Origin of the sequence: Vibrio sp. B172a, assembly GCF_030248355.1 — a bacterium.
GTDB classification, from domain to species: Bacteria; Pseudomonadota; Gammaproteobacteria; order Enterobacterales; family Vibrionaceae; genus Vibrio; species Vibrio owensii.
Genome location: NZ_JAHGAC010000008.1, coordinates 432,284 through 444,477 on the forward strand (window position 1 = coordinate 432,284; position 12,194 = coordinate 444,477).

The following is a 12,194-nucleotide window of genomic DNA, read 5'->3' on the forward strand; positions in this document are numbered from 1 at the left end:
GAAAACTCATTTTCGACAATTGGGGGACGAAAGATGATTAGCCAACCTGTTAAGATCGGTGACGATACCGTCGTAGTCATTCCAAGCGTGATCCTGAGCGAGCTCGGGATAAGGGAAGGGGACACCCTCGAAATTGCGCTCAATAAAGACAAAATGGAAATTAAGAAAATGGTTCTGAAAACCAGCTCTCCAAGCGATTCCAGCGAAGAAGGCTAGAATTGAGTTAGAGAATTTTGGTTTGTCGGATACACTACTGGTTTCGCAAATCTGGCGCTCGCCGCTGTCTTTGAACTATTGATAACAACAAGAAGAGGTCTGGTACTATGCAAGGTATCCTCTCTATACAATCTCATGTTTCTTTTGGTCACGCTGGTAACAGCAGTGCCGTTTTCCCAATGCAACGCATGGGTTTCGAAGTGTGGCCTATTCACACGGTTCAATTTTCTAACCACACCCAGTATCAAGAAGGCTGGACGGGTCGTGCGTTTTCGGCTGATGACATCAGCGAATTAGTTCGTGGTCTTGGTAACATTGGCGCGCTAGAGAAGTGCCAAGCGGTTCTGACTGGTTACCAAGGCAGTGCTGAGCAATGTCTTGCAGTAGAAGATACCGTCACTAAAGTTAAACAAGCGAATCCAGAAGCGCTTTACGTGTGCGACCCAGTGATGGGCGCGCCAGACAAAGGCTGTATTGTTGCACCGGGTATCGCAGAAAACTTGTTGAATCGTCTAATGCCAATGGCGGATGTGATCGTGCCTAACCAGTTCGAGCTAAGCCAATTTGCAGAGATGGAAATTCACACGTTGGATGACGCAATCAACGCTTGTCAGCGTGCGCTAGCAAAAGGCCCTAAAGTGGTGTTGGTGAAGCACCTTTACTGCTTGTCAGATAACAGCTTTAATATGCTACTTGCGACGTCAGAAGGCACTTACCTAGCGAAGCGTCCTCATTTTGAATTTGCTAAAGCACCCGTAGGCGCTGGCGATTTGATTTCGGCAATTTTCACCGCTGGTCTATTGAAAGGTTGGACGCCAAAACAAGCGTTCCAACACTGCCACGATGCTTGCTACGGTGTACTTAACGCGACTTACCAAGCGGGCGAATGGGAACTGCAAACCATCGCAGCACAGCAAGAGTTCGTTGAGCCTAGCGCGCACTTCCCATTAGAAGAAGTGACACTCAGCCAAGCGTAAATTCAGTCTGTAAGCAGTAAAAAGGGAGCACTTAGCTCCCTTTTTGATTTCTATACCCTGTTCTATACAGCGTTAAGTTTGCCCTAACAGCGAGAGGTATCAACCTTAAAGCTGTGTCCATCCGCGCCTTTGCCATCCATTCGGTAGTAGGCGTAGCATTTGCCTGCCATGAGGGCTTCTGGTGATTCGTCATTTCCATACCCAACCATGGAGTATTGGTTGTTCTCGATGAAGACTAAATCTGTCTGTTTCATCTCGTCGGTGATGGTTAGGTTATCGAAGAAGCTGACCTGCTCACCGCACTCACTTTGGGTTTCTGGGTAGCCATTGTAAAACTCTTGATACCCAGCGGCGGTTAAGACGCACTGGTCGGCCCCTTGGTCTTGCTTAAAGGCTTTCGCATTCTGATTGAGAATGGAAACGTGATACTGCATGTCGGCGAAGATCACTTGAATGGCGGCTGTGCGGGCATCAGAAGTTCGTTGGTTGGAGTGATAAACGGCATACGCGGTTAAGCCTCCGAGCACGACAGCCGTTAGCAGCCACTCTTTCGACGAGAATCCAGACAACAATCTCATTGGTTTTTACCCTAAATACAACTCAACCATGCGCATAACAGGGCGGGATTCTACGCATGGTTTGAGGGAATTTTAAGGGCAAACTGCGTGTTTCAGAAAAACCTGACACAAACTTGAAGAACGATCAAATTATGAAGAGAGGAGCATATTGCTCCTCTTGCATTTAGAGTTAATTTGGTGTCGGCATTGGAATAAGGTTAGGCGATACAATCAGTTGAGCTTCCGTCGCCGCTTGTACCTCTTCAACGGAAAACTCCGGTGCGAGCTCGGTTAACATCATGCCTTTATCGGTGATTTCGAACACGCCCATCTCGGTAACAATCAAATCCACCTGGCCCACAGCGGTCAGCGGTAAAGTGCAATGCTTAAGCAGTTTTGGATTGCCTTTCACTGTGTGTTCCATGGCGACAATCACTTTTTTTGCGCCGACCACAAGATCCATCGCACCACCCATTCCTGGAACCATTTTCCCCGGAATGATCCAGTTGGCAAGATTGCCACGTTCATCGACTTGCAGCGCACCAAGTACGGTTGAATCCACGTGACCACCACGAATGATGGCAAAAGAGTCGGCGCTGTTGAAATAACATGCCCCCGCGATTGCTGTGATGCTCTGTCCGCCTGCATTGACCAGATCAGGGTCGATTTCTGCCTCAGATGCGAGTTTATCAATGCCAATTAAGCCATTTTCCGCTTGCAGTAATAGCTCGACGTCTTTGTCTACTTCATTGGCAACTAGCGTTGGTAGACCGATCCCTAGGTTAACGATGTCGCCATCTTGCATCTCTTGAGCAACGCGCCATGCAATGCGGCGGCGAACGACTTCTTTATCTAATTGTGCAGTCATTAGTAGTCCTCCACTAAGATGTAATCGACGTACAAACTTGGGGTATGCACGGCTTCGGGTTCAATGTCGCCCAATTCCACAATCTGCTCTGGCTCCACCACTACGGTTTCTGCCGCAGTTGCCATTAAAGGGTTAAAGTTTTGGGTGGTTTTGCTGTAGAAAACGTTGCCACGACGGTCAACTTTAGATCCACGAATCAGCGCTAAGTCGGCTTTCAGTGGCATTTCCAAGAGATATTGTTTGCCATCGACTTCAATCACGCGTTTGTTCTCTGCGACTATGGTGCCAAGCCCGGTTGGTGTTAGTACGCCACCCAAACCCGCGCCCGCACTGCGAATGCGCTCTGCCAATGTACCTTGAGGAACCAGCTCCACTTCAAGTGTGCCTTCGTTCATTTGTTTACCCGTTTCGGGGTTGGTGCCGATGTGCGAGGCATAAAGTTTCTTCACCCGTTTTTCCGCGATAAGTCGGCTAGAACCACGACCGGGTGAACCTGTGTCGGTACTGATTAAGGTAATGTCTTTGATGTCTTTTTTGATCAGCAAGTCAATCAAACGCTCTGGGGCTCCCGTCGCCATAAAGCCACCAATCATGATGGTCATGCCATCGTGTAGTAGGTCTTCAATTTGCTCTGTAGTGGCTGCTTTTTTCATGTTTTTCGTGTTCATGAGAGATTCCTTCTAGCAACGTTTTAAAATCAACGCCGTGCCCATGCCGCCGCCGATGCAAAGTGATGCCAAACCGTAATCGCGGCGAGTGCGTTGCAGTTGGTAAACCAAGGTGGTCACAATGCGGTTACCGGATGCGCCGATTGGGTGACCCAGTGCAATGGCACCGCCACTTAAGTTACTGCGTTCTAGCAGCCACGCTTCATCGATATTGTGTTGCTCGGTAAGGGAGCGAATCACGCCAAGTGCTTGTGCAGCAAAGGCTTCGTTAAGCTCAAAAACGTCGATATCTTCAATCGCCATTTCGGCTTTGGCTAAGGTATTGGCAATCGCAGACACCGGACCTAAGCCCATCACCTCTGGGGCGATAGCACCTTGTCCGTATTCGATGAGTTCAGCTATTGGCTTGAGGTTGTGGCGTTTCACTGCACTTTCTGAAGCGAGCAAAATTGCGGATGCACCATCATTAATACCGGATGCATTGCCTGCGGTAACGCTGCCTTCTTTATCGAATGCAGGGCGCAGCCCTTGTAGACCTTCAAAGGTGCTGTCGGCTTTCGGATATTCGTCGTTTTTCACTTCGAATTGGCGTTTGCGATCCACTATCGTAATTGGCGCAATTTCCGCTTCAAAATGACCATTTTCTATCGCGCTGACTGCTTTACGTTGGCTTTGTAAGGCAAAGGCATCCTGATCTTCTCGGCTGATTTGGAATTGCTTGGCGATGTTTTCTGCCGTAACACCCATGTGGTAGTTGTGGAAGGCATCCGTCAGACCATCTTTGATTATGCTGTCTTCTTGGAGTTGATGACCCATGCGGTAGCCGCGACGAATCTGGCCAGAAGAGACATAAGGTGCGTTAGACATACTCTCCATGCCGCAAGTAAGCACTAACTCAGCATCGCCCGCTCTGATATGGCTTGCACCGTCCATGATGACTTTCATGCCACTGCCACAAATCATATTGAGGGTGTAAGCCGGAACGGATTCTGGAATGCCTGCCTTCATTGCGGCTTGGCGACCCGGTCCCATGCCTGCGCCTCCAGTCAGTACGTTGCCCACAATCACCTCGTCGATCTGTTCTGGGGCGATGTCCACTTGCTCCAAGGCTGCCTTGATGGCATGAGCGCCTAATTCCACACCGGACAATGACGCTAACGAGCCATTAAAGCTGCCAATTGGGGTGCGCTTTGCCGCCACAATAAAGATTCGTTCCATACCGCTGTTTACTCCGTAATCGTTCTGTCACAACCAGTGTAGGGAGTGCGATGTAGTCGCGATATAGCCAGGAATTCAAAGCCGCTTTGCGAAAATGCAAAGTACAAACGAGGCGCAAATCACGAACTTTTACCCCTACCAATCTTAAGGTGAAAGGAAATCAACTTAGGAGAAAAACACATGCTTGATCGTATTGCTTGCGCCCCATGCTGCTGGGGAGTGGAAGAGGCATCTCATGCGACCAACCCAAGCTGGGGAAAGGTGTTAATGGATGCGAGTGACAGTGGCTTTCGTGGTATCGAATTGGGGCCGGATGGCTTCTTCCCTGAAGATCCTGAACTGCTGAAAAGTGCGTTTCGCGTACGTGGATTGCAGGTGTGCGCAGGCAAGGTACAAGTGCCATTTTGCGATTCTGCAAACATGCCTGCCATTTTGGAAGAAGTCGACACCGTTTGTCAGCGTTTGGATGCATTGAGTGTAAAGAACTTGCTGGTGATGGAAGGCATTCATGCAGAGCGCTATGGCTATATCGGACAAAGCGTCACTGCGCCGCGTTTGAAAATGGAAAGTAAACGAACCATGATTGCCAACCTTGAACGTATCATTAGCGTGGCTAACCAATATGGTTTGCGCTGTTTGCTTCATCCGGGCATCGGCGGTTACATCAGTTATAAAGACGAGATCGATTTTGTCATGAGCCAGATTCCAGCGAACAAGCTTGGACTTTGCATCGATATCGGTCATGCGTTTTTAGACGGGATGGATCCGCTGGCGCTTGTCCGTCAGTACGGAACGCGCATCGAGCATATTCATGTCAAAGATGTCTCGACGGATAAATTGAGGTTAGCTATTCGCGATAAGTTGGAGTGGGTTGATGCTTACAGCAAAGGGCTGATTACGCCACTAGGGGATGGCGATATCAAGCTACAACAAGTGATGAGTGCACTTAAAGCGGCCGACTATCAAGGTTGGATCGTAGTCGAGCATGAACACGGTACGGCAGACGTGAGTCAGGTTTCGCGTGATTTAAAACGCAGTCGCGATTATCTCGCTCAGATTGTGGCGTAGTTCGATATTCGATTCTAAAAAGGTGACGATGATGCTCAGCGATCCTTGGTTCTATCTTTTGGCGATTCCTGCGGTGTTAATCTATGGCATTGGTAAAGGTGGGCTCGGTGGGGCGCTGGGCATTTTGGCCGTTCCTATGATGGCGCTGGTGGTGTCGCCAACACAAGCCGCCGCGATTTTATTGCCCATTCTGTTGGTGATGGATGCCTTTGCGGTGCGTCATCATTACCGAAATGCCGATATTCGAGTGCTTAAAACCATGCTGCCTGGGGCTTTGCTTGGGGTGGTATTAGCGGGCTTATTTCTGAGTATCACCCCAGAATCGGGGTTAAAGATCACCGTTGGCGTGTTGTCTTTACTGTTCTGTTTTCAGTATTGGCTAAGTGGTGACACGCCTTCTCAATCAGGGAAGTTAGGTGCTTGGATTTGGAGCACTCTGAGCGGCTTTTCCAGTACTGCAATTCATGCTGGTGGCGGTCCCGCGAGTATTTATTTACTGCCGTTGAAGCTGCCTAAAATCACCCTGATAGCGACTATGGCGGTATTATTCGGCATAGTGAATGTAGCGAAACTCGTGCCTTACATTTGGCTTGGTGAATTTGATTCGACTAACTTAATGACTGCGTTGGTGCTGATTCCACTCGCGCCTGTTGGCGTTAAGATGGGGGTGTATCTTTTGCATCGCGTCAGTCAGGAAAGAATCTATCAGCTCTGTTACTTGTTCTTGTTTCTTTCAGGCGCCAAGCTGACTTTCGATGGCGTCAGCACTTTATTGTTTTAACTCCAATCCGTCCTAACGAGGCTTTTCTAATAAGAACTCTTTGAATTTTATCGCCACTGGAGAGGCGGTTTTTGGGGAATGATAGTACAGATTCAAACTCCAAATACTGGTCTCATACTCTTCCAATAGCGGTACTAACTCGCCTCTTTCTACCGCTTCTGTGGTGACAAATTGCGGTAAGTACGCGACACCTGCCCCCTTTAAAGTGCCACTGAGCAACAGGTCACTGTCATTCACTTCAATAGTTTTTGGCACTTTCAGCACCATGTTTTCCATTCCTTGGCGGAAGATCCAATCATTGCTGCCCGTTAGTGTGGTTGCAATCAAGCAAGCGTGGTCTCGTAGTGCTTCTGGATGTGTAGGCAAGCCATGCTTTTCTAAGTATTGCGGGGAAGCCACGACGATAAACGGGCATTGCATCAACTCGCGTTTCACCAGTAATAAATCTTTTTCACGGTAGCCTTGGAAGCTAGCGTTAGCGCTGATCATCAGGTCACAAGTACTGGCATGATCCAATGCCCAAGGAGTGACGTTGATGTTGAAGGTCACCTTTGGGTTGAGCTTGGAATACTCGGCGATTTTGTCCATCAGGTAGTGATTGGCATACACGGGCGTGCACGCAATATTGATATGACCTTTTTCGCTGTCTTGGAAGTCTTCTAATTTGCGGCTGATACGCTCGGCACTGTCGACTAAAGGAGAGAACTCTTCATATAAGGTTTGTCCTGCTTGAGTGGCCTCCAATAATCGGTTCGAGCGGCGGCATAGGGTAGTACCGAAATGTTGTTCCAGTTCTTGCAGCCAGCGGCTTCCGGCAGAGACCGAAATATTGAATTTTCGCGCAGCGGAGGAGATAGACCCAGAACGGATCACGTAGACAAAGAACGCCATTTTATCGAGCATGAGGTTTGCCTCCAAAAGCAAAAGGGAACAAGTGCTAACACCTGTTCCCTTTGTAAAACATTAAGTTATCTTATGCACGTGCTTCAGTCGCAGTTCCAGATACTTTTTTACCCAGTTTTTTCGCCATTGCTTCTTCCATTTTCTCCAAGCTGACGCCTTTGGTTTCAGGCACATACTTGACGACCACGAACATACAAATGAGCGACAACACACCGAATAACCAGAAGGCAAAGGCACCGTTGAAGTTCTCTTGTAGGTAGGCGTTTTCATTGAGCATTGGGAAAGACTGCGTCACGATAAAGCCAGTAAACCATTGTGCACCGACCGCGATGGCCATGGCACGAGAGCGAATACTATTCGGGAAGATTTCTGAAATCATCGTCCAACATGCACAGCCCCAAGAGGTCGCGTAAGACACCACGTACAGACACAGTGCGAATAGCGCCGCGTAACCTTCTGTTTGCTGGTAAAGCACGTAACCAACGATGAACATACCGAATGCACAGCCAATGGTGCCGTATTTCATCAGTGGCAAGCGGCCGACTTTATCGATCAGGTACATACCCAAGGCGTTACCACCGATAAATACGATACCTACGAACGTCGTTTGGAATAGCGCGTTTTCAGTAGAGCCTGTGATTGGTTTTAAGATCTCCGGAGTGTAGTACATGATCACGTTGATACCGGTTAGCTGCTGAGCTGCCGCGACAAACGTACCGATAACCAAGATTGCGAACAGTAATGGCGAACGCAGGCTGACCTTGTTCTTCTTCGCACCATGGCTTTCCACTAACGACTCCTGGATCTCTTTGATCAAACGATCCGCGTGTTTCGGGTTAGAAATTCGAGAGAGCGTCGCTTTTGCTTCGGCGACTTTGCCTTTTAATACCAGCCAACGTGGGGATTCTGGGATGAGGAACAACAACATTGCGAAAAGCGCGGCAGGAATCACTTCTGAGCCGAGCATCCAACGCCAGCCCATGTCTACTAGCCAAGCTTCTGACATGCCTTTTGCGATGAGGTAGTTAACGTAGAACACACCAGTCTGGCCAATAACTGCCGATTGCTGGAACATGCTCACCGCGCGACCTCGATAATCTTTTGGCGCTACTTCTGACATGTACATTGGTGATACCACACAAGCAAGGCCAACAGCGACCCCGCCGACGATGCGTAGAACAGTGTAGAAGGTGAAGTCGGTTGCGAGGGCGGAGCCTATAGCGGAAATAATGAAGAGGATGGCGGCGATAAAGAGGGTGTTGCGTCGGCCGTATTTAAGGGCTGCCCAGCCTGCGCTGACCGCACCGATGATACTGCCTAATACTACGCTGGATACAGCCCAGCCAGTTTGAGCTGGTGACAATCCAAAGTATTCGCGGATTGGACCAATTGCGCCAGAGATAACAGCAGTGTCGTAACCTAATAAGATGCCTCCGAGCGCAGCGATACAACAAATCCTAACGATGTAGGCAAGATTGTGCTTTCGAGCTTCGGCCTTGGATGTAGCTTCCATTGTTTTTTCCTTTATTAGATCCCCAAGCTTTCCTTTAACCATCGAATAAGATCAAGTTGGGTAGCGGCCAATACTCTGTTTTGTAGGGTACGAGTATTGGGTATCTATATTGCCGACTTTTAATGTTTATTAGATGTATGAAAATTATTTTTCATTTGTCGGTTGCATTTATCATATTTAGTCTTTTGTCATTCGACTAGCTGTCTGTTCGTTTTTTATCCTAAAGTGTTACCCAAATCAAAAAATGAAAAACATTTTTCATTTTAGTTTTTGCGTTTAAATTGTTGAAATATAAAGATAAAAATAAAATGAGATCTAGCTCAAACTTGCTTGTAAGGCACGTGGTTGCTGAGATTTTTCATGATTTAACAATTTGATGACATCGATTTCATCTGGTGAAAAATATTTTTCATTTAAAATTTTTTTCGCTAATGTAATTTCCAGTGAAACGAAATCGGTGAAAGAAAAGCATCTATAAAAACCACGCTTTTACTTCACGACATTTATTAAATAACGCAAACATTGTCGGAGAATAAAAATGAGCAACGTGCAATATGGAATTAGCCCACTGACTTGGACCAACGATGACATGCCTGAATTAGGCGGCGATATCCCATTGGAAACGTGTCTAAGTGAAATGGCAGAAGCTGGTTTCACTGGTACAGAGCTAGGTACTAAGTACCCACGTGAGCCAGAAGTTCTAATCCCTCTACTAGAAAAACATGGCCTAGTGCTCGCTTCTGGCTGGTACAGCGGCAATCTAATGAAGCTGACTGCGGAAGAAGAAATCGCAGCGATGCAAGAGCACATCAAATTGCTTAAGGCTGCTGGCTGTAAAGCAATGGTGTTCGGTGAAGTGAGCAACACGGTTCACGGCGACATCAACACGCCACTTTCTCAACGCGTGATCCTCACGATGGACGAGTGGAAAACCTACTGCGCGAAGTTAACTCAAGTTGCGGAATACCTTCTAAACGAGCACGACATCAAACTGTCTTTCCACCATCACGTCGGCACCATCTGTGAAACCGAAGATGACATCAACATCATGATGGAATTCACTGGCGAAGCGGTTTACCTAACCCTAGATACGGGTCACATCACTTACGGTGGTGGTAACCCAGTGACCATGATCAAACGTTGGGGTCACCGTATTGGTCACATGCACTTTAAAGACCTTCGCCTAGAAGTAATGAAAGCTGCGCGTGATGCAGACAAATCATTCCTAAACGCAGTGCTTGATGGCGTATTCACTGTTCCTGGTACAGGTGACGTGGATTACGACGACGTATTCGCAGCACTGAAAGAGCGCAACTACCAAGGCTGGTTGCTGGTTGAAGCAGAGCAAGACCCAGCGAAAGCACACCCATTGACGTACGCGAAAACCGCTTACGAGAACATAACAGGCTACGCGAAGAAATACGGCCTATAAGAGCACAAGCAAGGAAGGGGAGATTCGTCTCCCCTGTATCAAGCCGCGGAGACAACGTGGCTACAAAAATGATTGATACTACCGGGGAAGACAATGAAAACTGTACGCCTAACTGTTGCAGAAGCGCTAGCTCAGTACCTAGCCGCACAAATGATTGAAATTGATGGTAAAAAAGAACAGCTGTTTGGTGCGGCGTTTGCCATCTTTGGTCACGGTAACGTGACGTGTTTTGGCCAACAGCTAAAAAATATCGAAGACAAAATTCCGACTTGGCGTGGTCAAAATGAGCAGTCGATGGCGACAGCGGCAATCGCGTATGCCAAAGCGAACTTACGTCGTCGCATCGGCATCGCGACCAGTTCAATTGGTCCGGGTGCAACCAATATGGTTACCGCAGCAGGTATCGCGCACACAAACCGTTTACCAGTGCTTTTGATTTCTGGTGATGCTTACGTCAGTCGTCTGCCAGATCCTGTGCTTCAACAGCCAGAGAATTTCTACGATCCTTCGATCACTTGTAACGATGCGTTCAAACCGCTAACACGTTACTGGGATCGCATTATCTCGCCAACGCAATTGATGCACTCATTGCCTCAGGCAATTGACACCATGCTTGACCCAGAAACCTGTGGTCCAGCATTTATCGGCTTACCACAAGATATTCAGGGCGTGGCCTATGATTTCCCTGAAGTCTTCTTCCAAGAAAAAGTACACCGCATTCGTCGTCCAGAGCCAGAAGTGGCAGATCTAGAAGATGCAAAAGCGGCGCTGCTTAGCGCGAAACAACCTTTGGTTATCTCTGGCGGTGGCGTGCATTACTCACTAGCAACGGACGAGTTGGCTGCCTTTGCGAAAAAACACAACATCCCTGTGGTTGAGACCATTGCTGGTCGCGCCACGATGCTGCAAGACAATCCTCTGAACGCAGGCCCAATCGGCGTGACGGGTTCAGACTCTGCAAACTACATGGCAGCGCATGCGGATGTGGTGTTGGCTGTGGGTACTCGCTTACAAGATTTCACGACAGGCTCTTGGTCGGTGTTCAAGAACCCAGATATGAAGCTGGTTACCATCAATACCGCACGTTTTGATGCCATTAAACATCGCGCTATTCCAGTTAAAGCAGACGCAAAACGTGGCTTAGTTGAGCTGTCCAACTTACTGGGCGACTTCCGTAGCAGTGACGAATGGGCGGCAACGGCGAAAGCGCAAGCGGATGAATGGAAAGCCGTGGTGCATCGTCGTACTCATCCTCAACCAGGCGATCTACTCGACGGTACGTCTTCTTATGCAGAAGTGATTGGTAAGCTCAACAAATCTATGCAGCCGGGCGACACCGTACTTACGGCAGCGGGTGGCTTACCAGCAGAGCTCGCGATGAACTGGCAGAACTACCAAATTGGTAAGTTCGACATTGAATTCGGCTTCTCTTGCATGGGTTATGAAATCGCAGGTGGCTGGGGCGCTAAAGTCGCGAACCCAGATAACGATGTGGTTGTGCTCGTCGGCGATGGCTCTTACCTGATTCAAAACTCTGACATCTACTCGTCAGTTCTGACGGGTCACAAGATGATAGTCGTGGTATGCGATAACGGTGGTTTCGCGGTGATCAACAAGCTGCAAAACAATACGGGTAACGAGTCGTTCAATAACCTATTGGAAGACTGTCGCCGTCCTGATGGCGAGGTCGCTCGCGTGGACTTTGCTAAGCATGCCGAAGCGCAAGGCGCAATCAGCGAGAAGTTGACCTCAATCGACCAGTTTGATGACGCATTCCAACGCGCAAAAGAAGCCGACCGTACTTACGTGATTGTGGTCGACATCGACCCAGTATCGCCAATGGCTTGGTCTAAGTGTGATTGCTGGTGGGAAGTGGGACTTCCTCAAGTGACACGCAATGACGACACCGCAGAGAAAGTGGCGGCATGGGAAGAAGGCAGAGCAGCACAACGTGCCGGCGTTTAAGCCCAAACCGATTTATGTATCAAAACAT

12 protein-coding genes are annotated in these 12,194 nt (G+C 48.4%); 6 read left to right on the plus strand and 6 right to left on the minus strand.

The features are described 5' to 3' along the window. The first annotated feature begins 33 nt into the window (after positions 1 to 33). Both KIT90_RS11765 and pdxY read left to right on the plus strand, forming a co-directional pair. Positions 34 to 216, plus strand: coding sequence for an AbrB/MazE/SpoVT family DNA-binding domain-containing protein (locus KIT90_RS11765; RefSeq protein WP_009706526.1), 183 nt, complete (start codon positions 34 to 36; stop codon positions 214 to 216). 107 nt (positions 217 to 323) lie between these two features. Further along, the gene (gene pdxY, locus KIT90_RS11770) at positions 324 to 1,193 is read left to right on the plus strand and encodes a pyridoxal kinase PdxY (RefSeq protein ID WP_045374119.1); all 870 of its coding nucleotides are present in this window, start codon (positions 324 to 326) and stop codon (positions 1,191 to 1,193) included. Positions 1,194 to 1,276: 83 nt separating this feature from the next. Here the strand turns inward: pdxY and KIT90_RS11775 are convergent, their stop codons facing one another. The 4 genes from KIT90_RS11775 to KIT90_RS11790 form a co-directional block, all read right to left on the minus strand. Continuing rightward, the gene (locus KIT90_RS11775) at positions 1,277 to 1,771 is read right to left on the minus strand and encodes a hypothetical protein (protein ID WP_033005659.1); all 495 of its coding nucleotides are present in this window, start codon (positions 1,769 to 1,771) and stop codon (positions 1,277 to 1,279) included. Between the two features lie 169 nt (positions 1,772 to 1,940). Continuing rightward, entirely contained in the window at positions 1,941 to 2,618 is a 678-nt protein-coding gene (locus KIT90_RS11780; protein ID WP_258489940.1) for a 3-oxoacid CoA-transferase subunit B, read from the minus strand. Then, entirely contained in the window at positions 2,618 to 3,271 is a 654-nt protein-coding gene (locus KIT90_RS11785) for a CoA transferase subunit A (protein WP_285376941.1), read from the minus strand. The genes KIT90_RS11780 and KIT90_RS11785 overlap by 1 nt, the downstream gene beginning before the upstream one ends. A gap of 27 nt (positions 3,272 to 3,298) precedes the next feature. After that, the gene (locus KIT90_RS11790) at positions 3,299 to 4,504 is read right to left on the minus strand and encodes an acetyl-CoA C-acetyltransferase (RefSeq protein WP_285376788.1); all 1,206 of its coding nucleotides are present in this window, start codon (positions 4,502 to 4,504) and stop codon (positions 3,299 to 3,301) included. 180 nt (positions 4,505 to 4,684) lie between these two features. Here KIT90_RS11790 and KIT90_RS11795 point away from each other — a divergent pair, with 180 nt between their 5' ends. Both KIT90_RS11795 and KIT90_RS11800 read left to right on the plus strand, forming a co-directional pair. Next, positions 4,685 to 5,572, plus strand: coding sequence for a TIM barrel protein (locus tag KIT90_RS11795; RefSeq protein WP_285376789.1), 888 nt, complete (start codon positions 4,685 to 4,687; stop codon positions 5,570 to 5,572). Positions 5,573 to 5,603: 31 nt separating this feature from the next. Continuing rightward, entirely contained in the window at positions 5,604 to 6,353 is a 750-nt protein-coding gene (locus tag KIT90_RS11800; RefSeq protein ID WP_285376942.1) for a sulfite exporter TauE/SafE family protein, read from the plus strand. Between the two features lie 12 nt (positions 6,354 to 6,365). Here the strand turns inward: KIT90_RS11800 and KIT90_RS11805 are convergent, their stop codons facing one another. Together KIT90_RS11805 and KIT90_RS11810 are read right to left on the minus strand one after the other, a co-directional pair. Then, the gene (locus KIT90_RS11805; protein ID WP_285376791.1) at positions 6,366 to 7,256 is read right to left on the minus strand and encodes a LysR family transcriptional regulator; all 891 of its coding nucleotides are present in this window, start codon (positions 7,254 to 7,256) and stop codon (positions 6,366 to 6,368) included. A 70-nt stretch (positions 7,257 to 7,326) separates the two neighbouring features. Then, positions 7,327 to 8,769, minus strand: coding sequence for a sugar porter family MFS transporter (locus tag KIT90_RS11810; RefSeq protein ID WP_005437831.1), 1,443 nt, complete (start codon positions 8,767 to 8,769; stop codon positions 7,327 to 7,329). 538 nt (positions 8,770 to 9,307) lie between these two features. On the opposite strand from KIT90_RS11810, the gene iolE reads away from it, so the two are divergent. Next, positions 9,308 to 10,201 (plus strand): myo-inosose-2 dehydratase, encoded by an 894-nt coding sequence (gene iolE / locus KIT90_RS11815; protein ID WP_005437833.1) that lies wholly within the window; start codon positions 9,308 to 9,310, stop codon positions 10,199 to 10,201. Between the two features lie 93 nt (positions 10,202 to 10,294). Then, a complete protein-coding gene (iolD, locus tag KIT90_RS11820) occupies positions 10,295 to 12,166 on the plus strand; it encodes a 3D-(3,5/4)-trihydroxycyclohexane-1,2-dione acylhydrolase (decyclizing) (protein ID WP_005437835.1) in 1,872 nt (623 codons plus the stop codon). Positions 12,167 to 12,194: the final 28 nt, after the last annotated feature.